The 21,084-nt window shown below is 52.4% G+C and carries 21 protein-coding genes and 1 tRNA gene; 1 reads left to right on the top strand and 21 read right to left on the bottom strand.

What is annotated here, in order from left to right; all coding sequences use genetic code 11:
• Nucleotides 1-444: 444 nt before the first annotated feature.
• The 8 genes from K6R05_RS03450 to K6R05_RS03425 all read right to left on the bottom strand — a co-directional run bounded on the left by K6R05_RS03450 (nucleotide 445) and on the right by K6R05_RS03425 (nucleotide 5,552).
• On the bottom strand, nucleotides 445-972 hold the full coding sequence (locus K6R05_RS03450; protein WP_262390889.1) for a helix-turn-helix transcriptional regulator: 528 nt from the start codon (nucleotides 970-972) through the stop codon (nucleotides 445-447).
• A 223-nt stretch (nucleotides 973-1,195) separates the two neighbouring features.
• Nucleotides 1,196-1,576 carry an EamA family transporter gene (locus tag K6R05_RS22050; RefSeq protein WP_374206933.1) on the bottom strand — a complete coding sequence of 127 codons (381 nt, stop codon included), beginning with the start codon at nucleotides 1,574-1,576 and terminating at the stop codon, nucleotides 1,196-1,198.
• Nucleotides 1,577-1,625: 49 nt separating this feature from the next.
• Nucleotides 1,626-2,153 carry a DMT family transporter gene (locus tag K6R05_RS22045; protein ID WP_262390887.1) on the bottom strand — a complete coding sequence of 176 codons (528 nt, stop codon included), beginning with the start codon at nucleotides 2,151-2,153 and terminating at the stop codon, nucleotides 1,626-1,628.
• Nucleotides 2,154-2,160: 7 nt separating this feature from the next.
• Entirely contained in the window at nucleotides 2,161-2,835 is a 675-nt protein-coding gene (locus K6R05_RS22040) for a hypothetical protein (protein WP_237566684.1), read from the bottom strand.
• A gap of 23 nt (nucleotides 2,836-2,858) precedes the next feature.
• Entirely contained in the window at nucleotides 2,859-3,419 is a 561-nt protein-coding gene (locus K6R05_RS22035) for a hypothetical protein (protein WP_262390886.1), read from the bottom strand.
• Nucleotides 3,420-3,487: 68 nt separating this feature from the next.
• Nucleotides 3,488-4,141, bottom strand: coding sequence for a class I SAM-dependent methyltransferase (locus K6R05_RS03435; RefSeq protein ID WP_262390885.1), 654 nt, complete (start codon nucleotides 4,139-4,141; stop codon nucleotides 3,488-3,490).
• A gap of 27 nt (nucleotides 4,142-4,168) precedes the next feature.
• The gene (locus tag K6R05_RS03430) at nucleotides 4,169-4,981 is read right to left on the bottom strand and encodes a HalD/BesD family halogenase (RefSeq protein WP_222924996.1); all 813 of its coding nucleotides are present in this window, start codon (nucleotides 4,979-4,981) and stop codon (nucleotides 4,169-4,171) included.
• A 495-nt stretch (nucleotides 4,982-5,476) separates the two neighbouring features.
• Nucleotides 5,477-5,552, bottom strand: a tRNA-Phe gene (locus K6R05_RS03425).
• Nucleotides 5,553-5,774: 222 nt separating this feature from the next.
• Here K6R05_RS03425 and K6R05_RS03420 point away from each other — a divergent pair.
• Nucleotides 5,775-7,094, top strand: a complete 1,320-nt coding sequence (locus K6R05_RS03420; RefSeq protein ID WP_222924995.1) for a methyl-accepting chemotaxis protein — start codon at nucleotides 5,775-5,777, stop codon at nucleotides 7,092-7,094.
• A 23-nt stretch (nucleotides 7,095-7,117) separates the two neighbouring features.
• Here K6R05_RS03420 and mrdA2 read toward each other — a convergent pair whose 3' ends face one another.
• The 13 genes from mrdA2 to K6R05_RS03355 all read right to left on the bottom strand — a co-directional run bounded on the left by mrdA2 (nucleotide 7,118) and on the right by K6R05_RS03355 (nucleotide 20,995).
• Nucleotides 7,118-8,995, bottom strand: coding sequence for a peptidoglycan DD-transpeptidase MrdA2 (gene mrdA2 / locus K6R05_RS03415; protein WP_222924994.1), 1,878 nt, complete (start codon nucleotides 8,993-8,995; stop codon nucleotides 7,118-7,120).
• Between the two features lie 220 nt (nucleotides 8,996-9,215).
• Nucleotides 9,216-9,929 (bottom strand): purine-nucleoside phosphorylase, encoded by a 714-nt coding sequence (gene deoD / locus K6R05_RS03410; RefSeq protein WP_090965956.1) that lies wholly within the window; start codon nucleotides 9,927-9,929, stop codon nucleotides 9,216-9,218.
• Nucleotides 9,930-9,955: 26 nt separating this feature from the next.
• Nucleotides 9,956-11,179 (bottom strand): phosphopentomutase, encoded by a 1,224-nt coding sequence (gene deoB, locus K6R05_RS03405; RefSeq protein WP_222924993.1) that lies wholly within the window; start codon nucleotides 11,177-11,179, stop codon nucleotides 9,956-9,958.
• Between the two features lie 95 nt (nucleotides 11,180-11,274).
• Nucleotides 11,275-12,603 carry a thymidine phosphorylase gene (gene deoA, locus K6R05_RS03400; RefSeq protein WP_222924992.1) on the bottom strand — a complete coding sequence of 443 codons (1,329 nt, stop codon included), beginning with the start codon at nucleotides 12,601-12,603 and terminating at the stop codon, nucleotides 11,275-11,277.
• Between the two features lie 62 nt (nucleotides 12,604-12,665).
• Entirely contained in the window at nucleotides 12,666-13,445 is a 780-nt protein-coding gene (deoC, locus tag K6R05_RS03395; protein WP_222924991.1) for a deoxyribose-phosphate aldolase, read from the bottom strand.
• A gap of 234 nt (nucleotides 13,446-13,679) precedes the next feature.
• The gene (locus K6R05_RS03390; protein WP_222924990.1) at nucleotides 13,680-14,477 is read right to left on the bottom strand and encodes a TatD family hydrolase; all 798 of its coding nucleotides are present in this window, start codon (nucleotides 14,475-14,477) and stop codon (nucleotides 13,680-13,682) included.
• Nucleotides 14,474-15,526, bottom strand: a complete 1,053-nt coding sequence (locus tag K6R05_RS03385; RefSeq protein ID WP_222924989.1) for a patatin-like phospholipase family protein — start codon at nucleotides 15,524-15,526, stop codon at nucleotides 14,474-14,476. The genes K6R05_RS03390 and K6R05_RS03385 overlap by 4 nt, the downstream gene beginning before the upstream one ends.
• 221 nt (nucleotides 15,527-15,747) lie before the next feature.
• Nucleotides 15,748-15,909: a DUF1328 domain-containing protein gene (locus tag K6R05_RS03380; protein ID WP_003848537.1), complete on the bottom strand. Its 162-nt coding sequence runs from the start codon at nucleotides 15,907-15,909 to the stop codon at nucleotides 15,748-15,750.
• Between the two features lie 95 nt (nucleotides 15,910-16,004).
• Nucleotides 16,005-16,619 carry a molecular chaperone OsmY gene (gene osmY, locus K6R05_RS03375; RefSeq protein ID WP_161732703.1) on the bottom strand — a complete coding sequence of 205 codons (615 nt, stop codon included), beginning with the start codon at nucleotides 16,617-16,619 and terminating at the stop codon, nucleotides 16,005-16,007.
• A 257-nt stretch (nucleotides 16,620-16,876) separates the two neighbouring features.
• On the bottom strand, nucleotides 16,877-18,463 hold the full coding sequence (gene prfC, locus K6R05_RS03370) for a peptide chain release factor 3 (RefSeq protein ID WP_222925452.1): 1,587 nt from the start codon (nucleotides 18,461-18,463) through the stop codon (nucleotides 16,877-16,879).
• Nucleotides 18,464-18,755: 292 nt separating this feature from the next.
• Nucleotides 18,756-19,859 (bottom strand): amidohydrolase, encoded by a 1,104-nt coding sequence (locus K6R05_RS03365; protein ID WP_161732705.1) that lies wholly within the window; start codon nucleotides 19,857-19,859, stop codon nucleotides 18,756-18,758.
• Between the two features lie 4 nt (nucleotides 19,860-19,863).
• Nucleotides 19,864-20,337 carry a YjiG family protein gene (locus K6R05_RS03360; RefSeq protein ID WP_161732707.1) on the bottom strand — a complete coding sequence of 158 codons (474 nt, stop codon included), beginning with the start codon at nucleotides 20,335-20,337 and terminating at the stop codon, nucleotides 19,864-19,866.
• The gene (locus K6R05_RS03355) at nucleotides 20,327-20,995 is read right to left on the bottom strand and encodes a nucleoside recognition domain-containing protein (RefSeq protein ID WP_161732709.1); all 669 of its coding nucleotides are present in this window, start codon (nucleotides 20,993-20,995) and stop codon (nucleotides 20,327-20,329) included. The genes K6R05_RS03360 and K6R05_RS03355 overlap by 11 nt, the downstream gene beginning before the upstream one ends.
• Nucleotides 20,996-21,084: the final 89 nt, after the last annotated feature.

The following is a 21,084-nucleotide window of genomic DNA, read 5'->3' as shown; positions in this document are numbered from 1 at the left end:
GGCGGTGCCAGTCTGGCAACGCAGCACAGAGGCGAAGCGGCAAATTGATTTCGCCATGAAATCTGTTTGTATCGTTGTAGAATTGAGACAAGCAATGGGCCGGAGAGCGGTGAAAATCAGAATCTTCAGGCAGTAGTGAGTACATCGGTATTACATTCCACTGACCGCAGCAAGGCGCTGTGCATAACCCGCGGCTACGCCAGACCAGGAACCCGATTACCTTACGTGTCACAGCCTGCCGCGGTTAAACCCCACAGTGGCGGTGCCTTGCCGGGTGAGTCAGGTTTACGGATTAAGGACGTCAGGAGCAGATGAAACAGCAAAATAAACAAAAGAGAAAGGATAGTAATGCAGCGCTGCAGGATTGTGTCCTGTCAGACGCTGGCTCAGCGTAATTCTGACTATGCTAAAAAGCTTAATTAAGTTAACGCCCTCACAGCATCTTTATTGTGCGAGCTTATAAAGTTGACCAGGCGTAACCCCGAACATGCTTTTAAAATTTCGCGTGAAATGTGCCTGGTCGGTGAAACCTAATTGAGCTGAAATGTCAGATATAGCTTTCCCCTGAATAATCATATTCTTACCTTGACGCAATCGTGCTCCTTTAATCCATGCAAAAGGCGGAAGTCCCTTAACGTTAGTAAACATTCTGACCAGTTTGACGGGTGAGACGCCTGTTTCATTTGCCAACATTTGAAGCGTAGGAGGAAAATGAAAATCATCCATTAGTCTCGTTACCACATAATCAACGACAGTTTTATCTGTTGTTTTTATCGCGATATGCGGATGTGCGCCTGACCGAGAAAGCACTGATTGCAGAACACTCGCCACGCGTTCGTTAATCTCGCAATCTGACGTGTGGCGATCGAGTGCAAATGCAGCGACCTGACGTATTTCCGCTGCCACATCAGGCGCTGCGATAATGTTTTTTTTGAAATGATCATCACAATGGAGACCGGTAAATTCCATCATTGACTCGGGGGAAACATAAAAGCTGTAGTAGTACCATTCATAGGGTGTAGGCTCAGCAGCCTGAATCTGACCTGGATTATAAATGGTTATCTCATCAATACTGGCCTCAGCATTTTTTCCATCTAACTAAATCTTTTCTCTTCCCGAGACATTAGCACCAATGTAGAACTCATCATGAGAGTGCTTTGGAAAAATATGATTGGTGCTGTCTGATAATGTGACCTCAATTCCGGCGATCTTCCGATATATCGTGATACCCATCTGATTCAACCTTTCCTTTCGGCTTTACGCCCCATATCTCTGATGCAAGAGAGAAGAAAAATATTAACAGAATTGCAACAAGTGAGGAAAGTGATGGCGATAATCTCGGGTCAAATAACTGAAAAATGAAAGTAAAAATCGGATTTACAGAAATAAAAACCATAACTCTGGCAGGTGGTAAAGATTTTATGCCGTACTGCAGACACCAAAGTGGTATAACCACGCCACATATAGCAAGGATGACGATACCCGGTGACAGGGTTTCACCTATCGCACTATAACCAAATGAATCCATGCTATAACTCATTGTTATAAATACTGTAATGTAAAAGCGATGTGCCATGATCGAAGAGGGTAAGCAACCTTTGTCACTCAGTTTTCTGCTAAAAATATTAGAGAAGATACTGAAGACAGAGCACCGCCATCATCACGCCAGCCATAACGTCTGATGAAGAATAGTTATAGATAAACCGGCCCTGATGCAAACTAATCAGAGCGAGCCAAAGACAACAAACAGTAATCCCGGAAATATATATAGCTTTGTATTGATGAGATTCATTTTTAAAAAACATTGGTGCAATGAAAATAATCATTAACGGTGCTACGCCTGTTATAATAGCAGACGCCACCGCGGGCTCAAGGCACTTCATGCAATAGAAAAATGTTATCCAGGAACCCGCTGTAGTAATATTTAAAATTACTACGGGTGCAAAAAATCGCACCGTAGAAACATAATTCCTTCGGTTAAAAATAACACCATAAGACTGAAAAAAGAGCATTGCAATTGAAAAGACAATAAAAGTGATGCTTAAAGGATGATTATCCTGAACAAGGAATCCCGAATAAACCTCCTTTACAGCATCAAGAAAATTATAGAGGAAGACCATCAATAGACCAAAAAGATAATTTTTATTATTCATATTATTCTCAGGCTAAATCAAAAAGTTTACCTTCTTTTTCATAAATTCTGATCTTTGCATGATCACTGTCAATTTGCTTTTCATCTTCATGACACAAGTAAATAATACCTGGATTAGTAAAAAGATCCGTCGTCCTGTATATATTCTCGCCTGCATCTGGCGTGTGCATCATGCCGAAATAGGATGGGAGTAACTTAAGCAATTTTTCGCAATTATTAACTTTAACCACACCCTCAAATTCTGAAGCCAGTGTAATACATTGCAGCTGAGTTTTGAGCATATAATTCTTTCCAAGCCTGGCAGCAAAACGTTGAGGTTTCACATAACGTTCGGCAGTAAGTGTGACATGGCTATATCCCAATGCAGACACAACCGCGTTGTGCATGATAGTTCCCTGCATTCGGGCAGCGGTTTCAATAAGCACAGGCCCGGATTCCGTCATCATTACTTCACTATGAGACGGGCCATTGGCGATACCGAGAAAAGTCAGCGCTTTTTCCATATATCTGACAAGCTGATCCTGTACTTCACCCGAGTAAGGCAGAAGAATTTCCCTTTCACAAATCAGCGATGCATTCTCAACTTCCTTTTTGTCATCAGACCATATCTCTGTAATCAGATGCTGTCCATTGATGCTGACCGCATTGACAATATATTGCCTTCCGATAAGGCGTTCCTGCAAAAGAACAGTGCCATTTTTTAAACCTAATTTATTTTTTTACCATATATTTTATTAAAGGCATTCTGTACTTCATCAACCGTGTTGCAAAAGCGAACACTATCCGCTCCAGCGCTATCCACGGGTTTGACGACGACAGGCCACTTATTCAGCTCACCAGCCCATTTCTTTGCCTGTTCAACAGAGTCGGTTAAAAACTGAGGTATAGAGCTGATTCCCCCTGATTTTAAGGCCTCCTGCATTGCATATTTATTACGACGCAAAGCACTGGTGTCTATTGAATTCCCGGGGGTACCCACTAACGAAGACAGGAGGTCTGCGATATAAACACCGGTTTCTGTTCCAGGTATAATATATTCTGGCGACAGTTGCTTAAGTTCTTCGGCTATCCTCAAAAATTCACTGTGAGATTCATCACCCGGCGAAATCAGGAAATCAAATGTTTCATGTCTGAATGTTTGCTGATATTCCAGTGGAATCTCCGGGGATGATTGAATATGAATGCAAGTCCAGCCATCTTTTTTGAAAATAGGCGCTAACTCAGCACCTGTAGAATACGCATCAACAATACAGATGTATCTTTTCATTTTAATCCTTTACGTGCAATGATAACCAGATTGTCGTCTTTCTCTTTTTTCTTCAAAGAGAAATCACCCTATAACGACACGCTTTCAAAGCCTGCATTTAATAACTCATCTCTGAGCATTTCTTTCTCATAGAGCCTTGTGAGGCAACTCCAGTGCTGGGATTGATTATGATAATCAACCCTAAGCAGTCTCTTATTCCAATCCATATGAAGATATTCCGTAACGCCATTATCTTCCCGGACTAAAACGCCCTCTGCATTAATTCGATTTCTTGCTCTTTCCATATCAGCAAGTTCCATTACAAGAACACCGCCCGGACGTAATAACCCATACCAGTATCTGAAAAGTGACAGGTCTTCTGCCTCAGTGGTGTAGTACCCGAAACTTGTATATATATTAATTAACAGGTCGTAATTTTTACCGGGATTATCTTTCATATCAGCCTGGTAATAACCTGGGCCTGAGGCATCCTTTTTTGCTATTTCAATTTGTTCAGAAGATAAATCTATGGCAGTCACTTTATACCCCTGAAGAAATAAAGCATGACTCATTTTTCCTATGCCGCAGCATATATCTAATACAGACGCGTATTCAGATGGAGGGAACAAATTAGCAAATTTTTCTGATGCGAAAGTATAGTCCTGATAGCGACCGAGATTATTGGGCACTTCTGTAAAAAACACAGGAAATCCTGTTTTATCGTTCATGCCAACTGCTGACATTGTACCCTCCATTATTCTTACTATTTTTTATTGAGCTGTATCTTGTGGATAAATCTCTTCCATTGAATCATGTGTCAGCGATGCGTCGTTAAAGTCCAGCTCATTTGCATACGTAAAAACGATAACTGTGCGACGAGATTCCTGTGTTAACGGCGCTATACGATGAAGAGCATCCCGGGCCCTTAGCAGGTAACACTGGCCACGAGCAACATGACGACTAATAACCGGATATTCAGCCAGCGTCTTTTTAATCCACTCTCTTGTATTCTCTTTCTTCCAGGGAATGCGCGGGATAAATTCAACCCGGGCACCTGAAAGCACATCAGGCTCATCAATTACCCATACTAAAGCATACGAATAGTCATCCCAATGCCAGCCATGAGTATCGCCACTTTTATTTTGGGAATTGATGATAAATTCTTCAGGCTCGTAAGGTACGCGATAAATTTCTTCACCGGTAATTCGGGAAAGAAATTTCAGGACACCTGGGCTGTCGAAAAAGGCAGGAATATATTTCCCTTCTTCACGAATAGCATTACGGCCAACACTATCGTATGCCCTTGGTTTGTTACCACTCTGTTTGATAATAACTTCACGACGCAGCGCATTTTTCTCAAGCAGTGAGCGCGCCTCATCTTCCATCTTCTGTTGTAGATCCAGGGGAAGAAGATCCTCAATGACGACCATTAAATCGTCTTCATAGTCGTTTTTAAAATAGTTGATCAGCGACTCTGGTAATCCATTAATGTGCTGAGAAATTTGTGTTTCAATCTGTTCAACAGTTAACTCCCTTATTTTTATAAATACCCTTTTATGCCTTGTCTTAGACGTTTTAAGCATGCCTTAGCAACATTCATAAATCTTGTATCTCATTTCAATAATCGAACAAAAAACGAACAATCAATTAGGTTCTTCCAGGCCGGGCCGTACGAAAAACGGCCCCATAGCGCAGTCGTTCTTTATCTGCTTACGACGAATCTGTTGGCTCGCGAAGTGCAGATTAACGCTGAAATCAGCGCAGAGGCATACATTCGCTGAGTATTGTCTTTAAACGCAAAAACCCCCGCCGAAGCGAGGGTTTCATTTATGGAGCCACAGGAAGTGGCGAGTGAATCGAACCGTCGATAACGGGTTCGCCTCAAAACGCAAAAACCCGCCAGAGGCGGGTTCTTTAAAGATGGTGCCCGAACCCGGACAAAAATGCCGGGAGCATTTTTGCATCGCGTGCCAGCGCGACCCGAAGGGCGAGTCACAGGATGTGGCAAGTGAATCGAACCGTCGATAACGGGTTCGCCTCAGAACGCAAAAACCCGCCAGAGGCGGGTTCTTTAAAGATGGTGCCCGAACCCGGAATCGAACCAGGGACACGGGGATTTTCAATCCCCTGCTCTACCGACTGAGCTATTCGGGCAACGGGGCGCATTAAACCAAAGCGGCCCGGCAGCGTCAAACGCTTTTCACCAAAATCACATCGACTGACGGCTTTTCCATCAACTCAAATATCGGGTTTGACCTGATGCAAAAATGTCGTGGCTGACCGGGTAAATTTTAGTCAGCAGAGCGGTAAAGGCTCCATTGTGCCGCGATTTTGCCGATATAGGAGGTGAGACCAACACTAATAATAAGGATCGCCATGTTTTCCACCATTACATCAGGTATCGCTTCACGCCACGGCTGGCAGAAGCGGGCACACTCAGCGGCCACGCTGAGCTCACTCAACGGCTCCATCGCCATGGTTGAGTTCTCCCCGGATGGCACCATTCTCAGCGCCAATGCGCTGTTTCTGGCGCGCATGGGCTACACGCTGACAGAGATTGAAGGCCAGCACCACAGCCTGTTTTGTACGCCGGAACAGCTTCAGTCGCGCAACTATCAGGATTTCTGGCTGCGACTGAACCGGGGTGAAAGTTTCAGCGATAAATTTCTGCGTATGGCGAAAAACAGCCGCCCAATCTGGCTCGAAGCCAACTATGTGCCGGTGCAAAACCGCCATGGCCGGGTAATTAAAATCGTCAAACTGGCCACCGACATTACAGGTCATATCAACGATGCACAGGAGCAGCGCGCCATCACCACCGCCATTGAACGGTCAATGGCGGTGATCGCCTTTAACCTCAAAGGTGAAGTGCTTAAAGCCAACGACAACTTCCTGAAAACCATGGGCTACCGTCGTGAGGAGGTAGAAGGGATCCACCACCGTCACTTCTGTTCGCAGGCTGTACGCGACAGCCGCGAATATAGCGAGTTCTGGCAGCAACTGAACCGGGGTGAATTTGTCTCGGGTCAGTTTCCCCGGGTGAATAAACGTGGCGAGACGGTCTGGCTGCGCGCCACCTACAATCCGGTATTTGACGAGCAGGGCCGGCTCTACAAAATCGTCAAATTCGCCACGGATGTGACGGCACAGGTGGAAAAGAATCAGCAGGAGCATGATGCGGCACAGCGGGCTTATCACACCGCGCTGCAAACGGATGAAAGCACAAAGCTGGGTGCCGATGTTATCGCCAGCAGCGTGCAGACTATGAATGCGCTGGCGGGCGAATTGCAGGGGATCTCCGGTGATATTACCGGCCTGAGTGAGTCCTCCGATCGTATCGGCGCAATTGTGGAAGGCATCCGTCGGATCGCCGATCAGACTAACCTGCTGGCGCTGAATGCCGCCATTGAAGCAGCAAGGGCCGGCACCCATGGCCGTAGCTTTGCGGTGGTGGCTAACGAAGTCCGCACGCTGGCAGCCAACATTAACCGCGCCACGACCGACATCGAAAACCGGATTCAGCAAAATCATCTGCTGGCCAGCCGGGCGCTGAAAGGTATTGAGTCGAACCTGAAACGTGCCGATCAGGGCGTACAGCTGGCTCAGGAGGCGGGCGGCGTGATTGCAGAAATCCGTGAAGGCGCAACGGACGTGGTGCGCGCCATCGGCCAGGTGACCAAGACGCTTAAAATCTGACACTCTGCGGGGGCGCTCGCCCCCTATTTATCAGGTGTGCCCTGCACCGGCGCGTCTGGTACTGGCGGGATAAAGATATGGTCCAGAATATCCCGCATCACGGGCGCAGCCGTTACCCCTTCCCCGCCACCATTCTCCAGAATCAACGCCACAGCCACTTTCGGGTCATCAAACGGCGCAAAGGCGGTATAGAAGATATGGTCACGCAGCCGCACCGGGATCATCTTCGCGTTATAAGTCTGGTTCTGACGCAGGCTGAACACCTGCGACGTCCCGCTTTTCGCGGCGATGCCATAAGGCGCCGTATGGAAATATTTATAACCGGTGCCGTTTGGTGCGTTAGCCATGCCAAACATCGCGTGACGCACCAGCGACCAGTAGGGTGAGTGAGGATCGCCAATCTGTGCCTCGTGCTGCTGTGGATGGTAGTTCTCCACCAGCGTGCCGCGCTGGGTTTTCTCCAGCAGATGCGGTGCGATGACCCGACCGTTATTGATCAGCGCGACCATCGCTTTCACCATCTGAATCGGTGTCGCAATCCAGTAGCCCTGACCAATGCCAACTGAAACCGTATCGCCCTGATACCAGGCCTTTTTGTGCACCTTCAGTTTCCATTCACGGCCTGGCAGCAAACCGTTGTACTCCTCATTGAGGTCGATGCCGGTCGATTTACCATAGCCAAACTGGCTGAGCATGGTGTGAATCCGGTCAATGCCCATCATGAAAGCCACCTGATAAAAGAAGGTGTCGGCCGACTCTTCTATCGCGCGAGTGACATCCAGCATGCCGTGCCCGGTTTTCTTCCAGTCGCGATAGCGCCGGTCCGTCCCCGGCAGCGTCCAGGTCGGCGCACCAAAGAACTGCGACTGTGGCGTAATCACATGAGTCAGCAGCGCCGACATCGCCATATAAGGCTTCACCGTCGAGGCGGGCGGATAGAGTCCCTGCGTGACGCGGTTGATCAGCGGCAGGTCTTTATCCTGCAGCAGCTTTTTGTAAGCCTGATAGCTGATGCCTTTCACAAACGGATTCGGGTCGTAGCTGGGACTGGAGACCATCGCCAGCACGGAGCCGTCGTGCGGATCCTCAATCAGCAGCGCCGCACGCTGCCCTGCCAGCAGGCTCTCCACATACTGTTGCAGATGCAGATCCAGCGTCAGCGTCAGGTTTTTACCCGCGACCGGCGGCACCTCTTTCAGCACTCGCACAATGCGGCCATGGTTATCCACTTCTACTTCCCGATAGCCCGGCTTGCCATGCAGCTGCGCTTCGTAATAGCCCTCAATCCCCTGCTTGCCGATGTTGTGGTCAGCCGCATAGTTTTCGGCGATACCTTCCGCATTCAGTCGTTTGTAGTCGTTATCGTTGATTTTCGAGACATAACCGATCACATGGGCCAGATCGGCTCCATAGGGATATTCACGATCCTGGTAGGTCTCAATGCTGGCACCGGTAAAGCGGAACTGATTGACCGCAAAGCGGGCGACCTGCTCTTCGGTCAGCTCCTCTTTCAGCACGACCGGCTTGTAACGGCTGGTCTGCTTCAGCGCACGGCGGAAAGTGTCAATCTCATCGGGTGTCAGATTTACGATCGGCGTCAGCGCCCGCAGCGTGGCGTCCATATCGTCGATTTTATAAGGCGTTAGCGTGATGGCATACCAGCTGACGTTGCGCACCAGTGGAATACCGTTGCGGTCATAAATCAGCCCGCGCGTCGGGGCAATGGGGATCATCTTGATGTCGTTCTGGTTGGAGCGCGTCTGGTAGTAGGCATGGTCGCGCACCTGTAAGCGGAAAAGGTTTACGCCAAGAAGGGTGAAACAGAGACAGACCAGGGCAAAGGCGATTGCGGCGCGACGGGCAAACAGCTTCTCTTCAGCGTCGAAGTTACGAAAGTTCATCAGGGGACATTATCAGGCGATTAATTATTATCTGTTGTTGCGCACCATGATAAAGCGCGATCGCAGGCGTGCCAGCGCGAAGATGCACAAGCCTCAGCAAAAGTGTGTCATTTGATGTGAATGTTACCGGGAAAGCGAGGCGGGAACTCAGATCCTCCGGTCAGGGAGGATCTGAACAGGCGATTGGCCAGCGGGCGGGAATCGTCACCCGCCGCGTGCATTAATCACCCAGCAGGACAGACTCCAGCGCAATTTTGATCATGTCGTTGAAGGTTGTCTGACGCTCAGCAGCCGTCGTCTGCTCGTGCGTACGGATATGGTCTGATACGGTACAGATGGTCAGCGCTTTTGCACCGAACTCAGCGGCCACACCGTAGATACCTGCAGCTTCCATCTCAACGCCGAGGATGCCATATTTTTCCATTACGTCGAACATCTGCGGATCCGGCGTGTAGAAGAGATCGGCAGAGAAGATGTTACCCACGCGCGCTTCAACACCCAGGTTTTTCGCCGCATCAACCGCGTTACGCACCATGTCGAAGTCAGCAATCGCCGCGAAGTCGTGATCTTTGAAACGCATACGGTTCACTTTTGAATCGGTGCAGGCACCCATACCAATCACGATATCACGCAGTTTTACGTCGGCACGTACGGCACCACAGGAGCCCACACGGATGATTTTTTTCACGCCGAAGTCCGTAATCAGCTCTTTGGTGTAGATGGAGCAGGAAGGGATACCCATTCCGTGACCCATCACAGAGACTTTACGGCCTTTGTAAGTACCGGTGTAGCCCAGCATGCCGCGCACGTTATTCACTTCAACCGCGTTTTCCAGAAAGGTTTCTGCGATGTGTTTTGCGCGCAGCGGATCGCCAGGCATCAGTACAACGTCTGCAAAATCGCCCATTTCAGCATTAATATGTGGAGTTGCCATTGTTTAATCCTTATTAAATTGCTGATTTACAGCATGTTCTTGCCATAGTCCATCTCGGACAGGCCAAAATAGTGTGCAATTGTCTGACCAATATCGGCAAACGTTTCGCGGTATCCGAGTGAACCCGGCTCCACTTTTGGTCCGTAGATCAGAATCGGAATGTGCTCACGCGTGTGCTCCGTGCCTTCCCAGGTCGGATCACAGCCGTGGTCAGCGGTCAGGATCAGGATGTCATCTTCTCCGACCAACTCCATCAGCTCAGGCAGACGACGGTCAAACAGCTCCAGCCCACCCGCATAACCGGCGACATCACGGCGATGTCCCCAGGTGGAGTCGAAATCAACGAAGTTGGTAAAAACAATCGCCTGATCCGGCGCAGTTTTCATCTCCTGAATCGTCGCGTCAAACAGCGCATCCAGACCGGTCGCTTTGACCTTTTTGGTAATGCCCTGCTCAGCATAGATATCGGCGATTTTACCCACGGAGATCACGTGACCGCCCTTCTCATCCACCAGCTTTTTCAGCATGGTGGCGGATGGCGGCTCGACTGCCAGATCGTGACGATTGCCGGTGCGCTCGAACTGACCCGCTTTGTCACCCACAAACGGACGGGCAATAACCCGGCCAATGTTGTAGCCACCTTCAGTCAGCTCTTCACGGGCGATTTCGCACAGCGCATAGAGTCGATCCAGACCAAAGGTCTCTTCGTGACAGGCGATCTGGAACACGGAGTCCGCAGAGGTATAGAAAATCGGCTTGCCGGTTTTCATATGCTCTTCGCCCAGCTGGTCAAGGATCACCGTACCTGAAGAGTGGCAGTTACCGAGATAACCCGGCAGGTCGGCGCGCGCTACCAGCTTGTCCAGCAGTTCCTGCGGGAAGCTGTTCTCTTTGTCGCTGAAGTAGCCCCAGTCAAACAGCACCGGCACACCGGCGATCTCCCAGTGGCCTGACGGCGTATCTTTACCTGACGAAAGCTCACTGGCGTAAGCGTACGCGCCGGTGATTTTTGCCTCAGGATCCAGACCCGCCGGGAAGCGGCCGGTCGATAGCTCGGCGGCTTTACCCAGCCCCAGCGCGGTGAGATTAGGCAGATGCAATGGACCTTTACGTCCCTTGTCTGCTTTACCGTTAAAACAGGCTTCGGCGATATGACCCAGGGTATCTGAACCTGCGTCGCCGAATTTATCGGCATCTTTACTGGAGCCAATTCCAAAGGAATCGAGAACCATAATAAAAGCACGTTTCATGCAAGTCTCCTGCGCATTGGCGCGTGACAAGTCAAAAAAAAGCGATCAGATCAGTATACCCGAATGCATCGCGGCTGGCACCGGTTACTGGTCAGTTAGCTGAGATCGCTCACACGGCGATAGACAACCGGCGTCTCAGCCGGGGCGGAATCCCCGAGCACCAGCGCAGCTTTAACCGCTGCTGCGGCCTGCTGCCATTTGTCTTCGCTGCTGGCGTGAATGACCGCCAGCGGACGTTGTGCATCGGCACGTTCGCCCAGGGTGATCATTTCGCTGAAGCCAACGCTGTAATCGATGCTGTCGCTGGCGCGCTGACGTCCGCCGCCCATCGCCACCACCGCCAGACCCAGCGCACGGGTATCCATGCTGCTGACGATGCCTGGCTGGTCGGCATAGACCGGTTTGCTCAGCATTGGCGCGGGCAGATAAGCGTCGTAGCGTTCAACGAAATCGGCAGGTCCCTGCTGGGCAGCGACCATGCGACCAAACACCTCGGCTGCTTTGCCGTTATCCAGCACTGTCATCAGTTTCTGACGCGCGTCGGTGTCGCTGGCGGCGAGTTTGCCGGAGATCAGCATTTCGCTACAGAGCGCCAGCGTCACGTCCAACAGGCGCGGATTCCGCTGTTCACCGGTCAGGAAGCGGACCGCTTCGCGCACTTCCAGCGCGTTACCGGCTGACGAGGCAAGTACCTGATTCATATCCGTCAGCAGTGCGGTGGTCTGGCAGCCTGCGCCATTGGCGACGCCAACAATCGACTGCGCCAGACTTTCTGACGCTTCATAGGTTGGCATAAACGCGCCGGAACCCACTTTGACATCCATCACCAGTGCATCCAGCCCTTCTGCCAGCTTCTTGGCCAGAATCGAGGCGGTAATCAGCGGGATCGAATCGACGGTGGCGGTGATGTCACGCGTGGCGTAGAAACGCTTATCCGCCGGTGCCAGCGAGTTGGTCTGGCCGATAATCGCCACACCCACCTGCTTGATGATCTCGCGGAAGCGATCATCACTCGGGAAGATATCGAAGCCCGGGATCGCTTCCAGTTTATCCAGCGTACCGCCGGTATGACCCAGGCCACGACCGGAGATCATCGGCACATATCCGCCACAGGCGGCGACCATCGGCCCTAACATCAGCGATGTCACATCACCAACGCCGCCGGTCGAGTGCTTATCCACCACCGGCCCGTTGAGGTTGAGTGATTTCCAGTTAAGTACCGTACCGGAATCACGCATCGCCATCGTCAGCGCAACCCGCTCCGGCAGCGTCATATCATGGAACCAGATGGTCATTGCCAGCGCGGCAATCTGACCTTCCGAGACGGTGTTATCACGCACGCCGTTAATGAAGAAGCGAATCTCCTCTTCAGTCAGCGCCTGGCCGTCACGTTTCTTTCGAATAATTTCTTGTGGCAGGAACAAAGTAGCCCCCTGGTTCAGGGAAATCAGGATGGAGAACAGGCGGTCAGCGACCGCCTGAGGGATCAGTAACCCGCTTTGCTGGTGTCGCTGTCATGACCCAGGGTGTTGAGCAGGCTCGCCAGCAGGCTTGATGCACCAAAGCGGAAATGGCGCGCATCAGCCCAGTCAGCACCCAGCGTCTCTTCTGCCATCTGCAGATAGATCGCGGCATCTTCAGCGGTGCGCACGCCGCCCGCCGGTTTAAAACCAACATGCTGGCTGACGCCTTTGTCACGGATCACATTCATCATGATCTGCGCCACTTCCGGCGTGGCGTTAACTGGTACTTTACCGGTGGAGGTTTTAATGAAGTCAGCACCTGCATCGATGGCAATCTCAGAAGCCTGACGGATCAGCGCTTCTTCCTTCAGCTCACCGGTTTCGATGATGACTTTCAGCAGCACGTCCGCTTCAGCGCAGGCGGTTTTACAGGCTTTTACCAGATCGAAACCAACCTGGCTGTTACCGGCGATCAGCGCGCGGTACGGGAACACCACATCCACTTCATCCGCACCGTAGGCGATGGCGGCACGGGTTTCTGCCAGTGCAATATCGATGTCGTCATTGCCGTGCGGGAAGTTGGTCACCGTGGCGATGCGGATCTCCGGCGTACCCTGCTCGCGCAGCGTTTTACGCGCAATCGGAATAAAGCGCGGATAGATACAGATGGCGGCGGTATTGCCTGCCGGGGATTTAGCCTGATGACAAAGGGCAATCACTTTTGCGTCGGTGTCGTCGTCATTCAGGGTGGTTAAATCCATCAGTTTCAGGGCGCGCAGGGCAAGAGGTTTAATATCGGTCATGAGGCTCTCCAAAGGATCGGGGTGCAACCCACCGGCTTGCCGGCGGAATGTTATAATAATAACACTCAGAAGCGGCCTGATATGTGCCAGTAGTCACATAGGGATAAGAAATTGGTGCAATTTCGTCACACTCACTGTGACGAAAATCGCAGATAACAGCGTCTGGTAGCCATTATACGCCAGCTGGCCGAATGTTACTATTATCACATTTAAGCGCAGGTTAGGCAGATCCGGTCAGTTACGCAGCGCCGGGAAAGCGGGATCGAGCCGGAACAGCTGCTGGCTGTTGTGCCACAGCGCATGGGCAATCTCTTCGGGTGACTCCTCTCGCAGGCTGCAGAGCACCTCCCACACCTGACGCGCCCGTTCCGGGCGGTTTGGCTGGCCCTGAAAGCCCTGCAGCGGCATATCGGGTGCATCGGTTTCCAGCAGCAGCGACGAGAGCGGCAGTTGCGCCACGGTCTGACGGGTTTTGCTGGCGCGTTCATAGGTAATGGTCCCGCCAATGCCAATCGCATAACCCAGCTTAATAAAGGCCTGCGCCTGTTGCAGGCTGCCAGCGAAACCGTGCACCACGCCACGGCGCGGCAGATCGTGACGACGCAGAATCTGCGCCAGCTTGTCATGGGTGCGCCGCGAATGCAGGATCACCGGCAGCTGATACTGTTTCGCCAGCTTCAGCTGCGCCTCAAGAAAGCGTTGCTGCTTATCAAACTGCGGATTGTCGCGATAGAGATCCAGCCCGATCTCGCCGATCGCCACCAGCTTACGTGGCCGCTGTTGCAGTAAGGTTTCCAGCTGCCCAAGATGCGCCTCAAGGTGATTTTCAATGACGATAGGGTGCAGGCCCAGCGCCGCGTAGAGCGGCGGGTATTCCGCGGCCAGCGCGCAGACGCGCTCAAACCGGCTGGCATCAATTGCCGGGATGATAATCTTCTCTACACCCGCCTCAGCGGCGCGCGCCAGGCTGCCGGGAACATCCCCTTCAAAAGGCGGAAAGTCGAAATGACAGTGCGTATCGATAAACGTCATGCCAGCGATCCTTTGTCGTAATTCGCATCATTGTCCGCCAGCGGCGGCGTAATGATCCGTCGGGTATCCGGTGCATTAGCGACCGGCGCAGGTGGGGTGACAATGCGCGCTGAGATCATAGGTTCAGCATTGCTCAGCCACTGGCCCAGCGTGGCGAGGAAATAGCGACCACAGCGCCGTCCCAGATGATAATCCTGATTCAGCGCGGCAACACGGCTGCCCAGGGCACTGCTGGCCAGCACGTGCGGTGGGAAGATTTCAATGATGCGCAAATCGTCGGGCGGATTCTCGATAAACTGCTGAATTTCGCGATAGCTCTGCTCATGCTTATTCAGCACGTTAATCATCGGCTGCAGCGCGCTGGTGCTGAGCCAGCGCTCCATCCGTTTAAACCATTTCGGGGTATAGAACATCTGCGACGGTACGGTGCGGATCACCACAATCGTATCGGCCCCGCGCCGGGCAGCTTCACGCACCGGAATGGCATCGCTGATGCCGCCATCGAGATAGCTTATCCCTTCCAGATTGACACCCAGCCGGTAAAAACCGGGAATGGCGCTGGAGGCTTTAATCAGATCCAGCCAGTTCTCGGCGGTGGGCGTAAAGTAGCCGGGCGAATAGTCGTCGCTGCGGCAGGCGCACATATAAAACTCGCGGCCGCTGGAGAAGAGCTGTTCCGCGCTGCTCATCGCCAACGGAAATTCACTGCGGGTAATATCGATCAGCCAGTCGAGGTCGATCAGATTGCCTCCGCGCACAAAGCGCAGCGGATCAAAAAAGAGTTTACTGGTGGTATAGCGGGTAATCACGCGACGGGCGTAGCCGGGCTGACCACAGACAAAGGCAGAGAGATTTTGTGCACCGGCAGAAGTGCCGAGCATCAATTGAAAAGGGTTGAATCGGGCGCGCTGGAATTCATCTAATACGCCTGCGGTGAAAATGCCGCGCTGACCGCCGCCTTCACAGACAAGGGCAATTTTCTGAGCTTTGAAGGGTGTCAGGGCCAGAGGTTCAATGGCGCCGAGCGTGACGGGAATGCGTATACCCACTGTGCGAACCTCAAAAAAGGGTTCCGGGTATGCTGGAGGAGGGATCCGTTAAAGACAGCAGCATTCCGGAGAACCAGTCATCTATTCCTTTAACCGGCAGGCCAGCTGAACTGGCTTGCCATCGCAGCGATGTGAAGGTGTCCTTCTCTTCACGTGAGTCGCTACAGATGACTGGTCTCCGCTCTATGCTTTGCGTTGCATTACGCTGCAGGACTCATCGGCTAAAGCTTTTTACGGCCGGTAAACAGGCTGATGAGGAACAGGATAATACCAACGACGAAGACAACTTTAGCTGCCCATGCTGCTGTGCCCGCTAAACCGCCAAAACCTAATGCTGCAGCGATCAGTGCGATCACCAGAAAAATAATGCCCCAACGAAACATAAGCCTCTCCTTACCCTATTTAAAATCGAACTGCTTATTTAATCCCCGGATGGGTGTTTTTATACAAGCGACCACCAGAGTGGCCGCTTGCAAGCTTAAGATTTAACCGTCAGGTCATTCTTAACGCTTTTCACGCCTTCAATGGCTTTCGCGATGCTTTCTGCACGATCTGACTGTGCCTGATTAGCAACATGCCCTGAAAGCTGAACAACACCGTCGGTAGTCTCAACTTTAACGTTGCGCGACGGAACAATGTCATCTGCTAACAGCTTAGCTTTAATTTCGCTGGTTGTAGCGGCATCGCCGGCATAACCTTTCACTGAAGAGGTTTTGCTGTCTCTGACGTGTAGTTTGTCGCTGACGGATTTAACACCTTCGATTTTCTGCACCACTGCCACAGCCTTTTCAGCCTGATCCTGTGAGGTGACGAAACCGCTTAAGGTCACGACGCCACTATGCGTTTTTACCGAGATATCCGTACTTTTAATAGCGTCGTCATCCACCAGTGCCGCTTTGGCTTTGGCGGTGATGCCGCTGTCATCCATATAACCATCGACTTTTTTCATAGAACTATCGATTTTCGAACCCGCGCTGTCGGCTGTCTGTGACGCTTTCTGCGACATAGATTCGTCAGCCAGTGCGCTGCCGCTGATCAGTGCTGAGCCAATCATTGCGGCCATCAGGGTTTTAGCAATCTTAGTCTTGTTCATCGATATCTTCCTTCTATCAGTTAACTCACCCAAAAATGTGGGCGAAACAGAGGCACATATGCCGCTGCGTTACAGGACGTAAGGACAAGAGAAGTCTCTTCCGCCGTCCGATAGAATAATCATAGACGGCATTTTGCGATTTGCCTGGCTAACTGGTTGATCACACGTCAAAACAGAAGAAAAAAGGGTTTTTTAGGAGGAGTCTGGAGCGAGAAAATCAGGGCCACTCCCTGCTGGAATGGCCCGGAAACAGGCGATTAGTGCTCGCGTGTTTTACGGAAACGGACGTCAGGGTAACGTTCCTGGGTAATATTAAGATTCACCATGGTTGGCGCGATATAAGTCAAATTATCACCGCCATCGAGCGCCAGGTTAACTTCGTTTTTACGCTGGAAGTCCTCAAACTTTTTAGCATCGTCACATTCAACCCAGCGCGCCGTTGAGACGTTAATCGCTTCGTAGATCGCTTCGACGTTATATTCGCTTTTCAGACGTGCCACCACCACATCGAACTGCAGTACCCCGACCGCGCCCACGATCAGATCGTTGTTATGCACCGGACGGAACACCTGCACTGCACCCTCTTCCGACAGCTGAACCAGCCCTTTCAGCAGCTGTTTCTGCTTCAGCGGATCGCGCAGACGAATACGACGGAACAGCTCTGGCGCGAAGTTCGGAATACCGGTGAACTTCATGTTTTCACCCTGCGTAAAGGTGTCGCCAATCTGTATGGTGCCGTGGTTATGCAGACCGATGATATCGCCAGGATAAGCTTCTTCAACGTGTGAACGGTCGCCCGCCATAAAGGTCAGGGCATCGGAAATCACCACATCTTTGCCAGTACGTACCTGACGCAGCTTCATCCCTTTTTCATATTTACCGGAGACCACACGCATAAAGGCCACACGGTCGCGATGTTTCGGGTCCATGTTGGCCTGGATCTTAAACACGAAGCCGGTGAACTTCTCTTCTTTCGCTTCTACCGTGCGGGTGTCGGTATCGCGTGGCATCGGACGTGGCGCCCATGCCACCAGGCCATCCAGCATATGGTCTACGCCAAAGTTACCCAGCGCGGTGCCGAAGAAGACCGGCGACAGTTGGCCGTTCAGGAAGGCTTCCTGCTCAAACTCGTGCGATGCACCCTGCACCAGCTCCAGCTCTTCACGCAACTGTGCCGCCAGATCGTCACCGACTGCGGTGTCGAGGTCCGGATTGTTCAGCCCCTTCACGACGCGGACATCCTGAATGGTGTGGCCTTTACCGGTCTGGTAGAGATAGGTCTCATCTTTGTAGAGGTGATAAACCCCTTTGAACAGCTTGCCGCAGCCGATTGGCCAGGTGATCGGTGCGCAGGCAATTTTCAGCTCGCTTTCCACCTCATCCAGCACTTCCATCGGATCACGGATGTCACGGTCAAGTTTGTTCATAAAAGTCAGGATCGGCGTATCGCGCAGGCGGGTAACTTCCATCAGCTTGCGGGTACGATCCTCAACGCCTTTCGCGGCATCGATCACCATCAGACAGCAGTCAACGGCGGTCAGCGTACGGTAGGTATCTTCCGAGAAATCTTCGTGACCTGGGGTATCCAGCAGGTTTACCAGGCTATCGCGGTAAGGAAACTGCATCACCGAGGTGGTAATAGAGATACCACGCTGTTTCTCCATCTCCATCCAGTCCGACTTGGCGTGCTGGTTAGAGCCACGGCCTTTTACGGTACCGGCGGTCTGGATAGCCTGTCCGAACAGCAACACTTTTTCGGTAATGGTGGTTTTACCGGCATCCGGGTGCGAAATGATCGCGAAGGTGCGGCGGCGTGCCACCTCTTCTAAAAAGGGATTAGACATGGAATTCTTCTCAATAGGCAGCGCAACATACTGGCGCTGCTGATAAATCACGGTGGCCGGCAGAACCTTACCGGCGGGTAAACGGTGCCAAAAACGATCTTTCATCGTTGGCGGGTCAGCGCGAAGTTACATTGGCGTGAAGTCCGGTTACCTGGTCAGCTTTAAGGCGGCATAGCATACAATATTTTGCGCGCGCGGCCTACAGGGAAGGGGCAGGATTTCAGGAGCGGAGAATCGGAGAATAGCGGAGGCGGCAACAGCGTCGGGCGGGTCTGCACCCGCCCCCACTCTGTTATCCCAGTACTTTTCTGACGCAGGCTTTGAAGATCTGCACACCAATCTCCAGCGAGCTGAGATCAAAACGCATATCGGGATGATGCAGCCCTGGCGTCAGGTTGGTGCCCAGCCCCCAGAAGCCCGCCTTCACACCCGGACGCTTCACGGGATAGTAGAAAAAGTCCTCGCTGCCTGGCGTGGTGCGGGTCGGCAGTGCGCCCTCTTCACCCAGCACTTCAACGATGGCCGCGCGGATCACCGCCGTCGCGTCATCATCAATCTCGGCAGCCGGCATCTCTTTCAGCACGCGAACCTCGGCGGTGGCTCCCAGTGCCGCGACGCTGTGAGTAATGGCGCGCGTGACCTGCTCTTTCAGCTGCGTCATCGGCCCGTTCTCCTGCGAACGCAGATCCCACACCACGCGGGCTTCATCCGGTACCGAGTTGGTGACACCCGCATCGCACAGGAAGCGGGTCGCTTTGACGCTCCATGTCAGGCCCGGGGACAGATGGAGGGCATTGACGGCCTGAACCGCCTGCGCGGCCGCATCCAGCGCATTGATGCCAAGATGCGGTCGCGCCGCATGGGCGGGCTGGCCTTTGATGGTCGCTTCCAGCGTGCTGCAGGCGGAGTAGAGCACGGCAGGCACTGCCTGGCCGACCACGCACTCCTCCAGCGGACGCAGATGGAAGCCCAGAATCATCTCCACATCATCCAGTGCGCCGCCTTCGATCATTGAGAGCGCACCGGCGCCCAGCTCCTCGGCGGGCTGGAACAGGATCTTCAGCCGGCCACGTTTCACCACGCCCTCCTGCAGCAGAGCCGTCGCCGTCGTCAGCACGACCGAAGAGTGACCGTCGTGACCGCAGGTGTGGCGCGCACACGGCACGCCATCAATGATGTGCCCCAGCGCATCCATATCCGCGCGCAGCGCCAGCACCGGTCCCGGCACCCCGCTGTCGATCTCCGCCACGATGCCGGTGGTGTTATTGATGTTGCGCGTTACCTTCAGGCCCGCTTTCTCCAGCTGATCGGCGATGTAGGCCGAGGTCTTTATCTCCTGAAAGCCCAGCTCCGGAATTTCGTGCAGATAGTGATAATGCTCTAATACCTTAGACACAGCGTTACTCCTGAATAAACAGACGCATAACAGACATCGCGATCAGCGCGTTGATGATGCTCACCAGCATCAGCAGCGGCCAGTATTTTTTGGGCACATCGGCCACACCCAGCAGCCGCCCCATATATTGCAGTTGCGATCCCATCAGGAAAATCGCCGGTGCCAGAATAGTAATATCCGCGCCGGTCAGCAGCCCTTTGGTCAGCAGGCTTACCGCAACGCCAGTGCCCGCCGACGATGAAAGCCAGGCGGTAAGCAGCACGGTAATCGCCTCGCCCGGCAGGCCGAACAGCCCCATCACCGGCGCAAAGGCATGTCCAAGGAACTGCATAATACCGAGCAGGTTCAGCACTTCCGCCAGCACATAGGCCATCACCACATTCGGCATCAGGTTGTGAATGGCGATGTGAAAGCCTTTGCGTGCGCCAGTCACAAACACATCGAACGGATTACTGCAGGTCGCAATTTTATTTTCCATCGGCAAAATCCTTCTTATAAACACTGTTTAACACAGCGCGCGTTATTGCCGCACCGATAAATTTCAGCACGAACATTAATAACAGCGGAATAATAATCGGCAGCGTCATAGAGGCGAACAGCGCTGAACCGATGGCGAAGTAATTATTGATTAATCCCGCACCGGAATATTGCCAGGCACTCATCACCACCAGCTCTTTTTTACCAATCAGTTTCTGATCAGCCATCTCTTTTGTTAATGCCGCGCCCGCGTCGGTGCTTTGCAGGTCAGTGATTAACGCCAGACCGCAACGGCCCGGCAGGCCCATCAGCGGCTTAAGCAGCGGTGTCAGCAAGCGATGTGCCGCGCGAATCGCACCATAGTGGGTAAAGATTTCGAGCACGCCCAGCGCCAGCATTACCGTGGGCGTCAGCGACAGGGCAAACAGGAAGCCCGCTTTAGCACTGAGTCCGCCTGCGCCGACAAAGGTGTTGCTGGCGGGATCTTTCATGGTGCCGAAGCTGCCGCCCAGCGTAGTGAAGTCAAACGCCCCCAGCCATTTAAGGCCCTCGACGTTATAAAACAGCCCTGAGAAAAACAGAATGGCAAAAATTAATGCGATATAACTGCCTCTGGTCGCCGTCATTTTTACCGGATTAACCACACTCTCATCTGACATTACTTTCTCCTGATAACATGGTCTGCCGCCTGTTCCCTGCCGTAGCAAGTTTCAATATATGGAACTCAGTTCTAAGCAGGATTTATGCC

It is taken from the genome of Pantoea alfalfae (assembly GCF_019880205.1).
Lineage (GTDB): Bacteria > Pseudomonadota > Gammaproteobacteria > Enterobacterales > Enterobacteriaceae > Pantoea > Pantoea alfalfae.
The sequence above is the reverse complement of the archived record's forward strand: the minus strand, read 5'-3'. Positions and strand labels throughout refer to the sequence as shown.

What these genes read in the sequence shown, in the direction of transcription:
- K6R05_RS03450 (WP_262390889.1), bottom strand. Translation starts at nt 972, where the DNA reads ATGATGGAATTTACCGGTCTCCATTGTGATGATCATTTCAAAAAAAAC.
- K6R05_RS22050 (WP_374206933.1), bottom strand. Translation starts at nt 1,576, where the DNA reads ATGGCACATCGCTTTTACATTACAGTATTTATAACAATGAGTTATAGC.
- K6R05_RS22045 (WP_262390887.1), bottom strand. Translation starts at nt 2,153, where the DNA reads ATGAATAATAAAAATTATCTTTTTGGTCTATTGATGGTCTTCCTCTAT.
- K6R05_RS22035 (WP_262390886.1), bottom strand. Translation starts at nt 3,419, where the DNA reads ATGAAAAGATACATCTGTATTGTTGATGCGTATTCTACAGGTGCTGAG.
- K6R05_RS03435 (WP_262390885.1), bottom strand. Translation starts at nt 4,141, where the DNA reads ATGTCAGCAGTTGGCATGAACGATAAAACAGGATTTCCTGTGTTTTTT.
- K6R05_RS03430 (WP_222924996.1), bottom strand. Translation starts at nt 4,981, where the DNA reads ATGCTTAAAACGTCTAAGACAAGGCATAAAAGGGTATTTATAAAAATA.
- K6R05_RS03420 (WP_222924995.1), top strand. Translation starts at nt 5,775, where the DNA reads ATGTTTTCCACCATTACATCAGGTATCGCTTCACGCCACGGCTGGCAG.
- mrdA2 (WP_222924994.1), bottom strand. Translation starts at nt 8,995, where the DNA reads ATGAACTTTCGTAACTTCGACGCTGAAGAGAAGCTGTTTGCCCGTCGC.
- deoD (WP_090965956.1), bottom strand. Translation starts at nt 9,929, where the DNA reads ATGGCAACTCCACATATTAATGCTGAAATGGGCGATTTTGCAGACGTT.
- deoB (WP_222924993.1), bottom strand. Translation starts at nt 11,179, where the DNA reads ATGAAACGTGCTTTTATTATGGTTCTCGATTCCTTTGGAATTGGCTCC.
- deoC (WP_222924991.1), bottom strand. Translation starts at nt 13,445, where the DNA reads ATGACCGATATTAAACCTCTTGCCCTGCGCGCCCTGAAACTGATGGAT.
- K6R05_RS03390 (WP_222924990.1), bottom strand. Translation starts at nt 14,477, where the DNA reads ATGACGTTTATCGATACGCACTGTCATTTCGACTTTCCGCCTTTTGAA.
- K6R05_RS03380 (WP_003848537.1), bottom strand. Translation starts at nt 15,909, where the DNA reads ATGTTTCGTTGGGGCATTATTTTTCTGGTGATCGCACTGATCGCTGCA.
- osmY (WP_161732703.1), bottom strand. Translation starts at nt 16,619, where the DNA reads ATGAACAAGACTAAGATTGCTAAAACCCTGATGGCCGCAATGATTGGC.
- prfC (WP_222925452.1), bottom strand. Translation starts at nt 18,463, where the DNA reads ATGTCTAATCCCTTTTTAGAAGAGGTGGCACGCCGCCGCACCTTCGCG.
- K6R05_RS03360 (WP_161732707.1), bottom strand. Translation starts at nt 20,337, where the DNA reads ATGGAAAATAAAATTGCGACCTGCAGTAATCCGTTCGATGTGTTTGTG.
- K6R05_RS03355 (WP_161732709.1), bottom strand. Translation starts at nt 20,995, where the DNA reads ATGTCAGATGAGAGTGTGGTTAATCCGGTAAAAATGACGGCGACCAGA.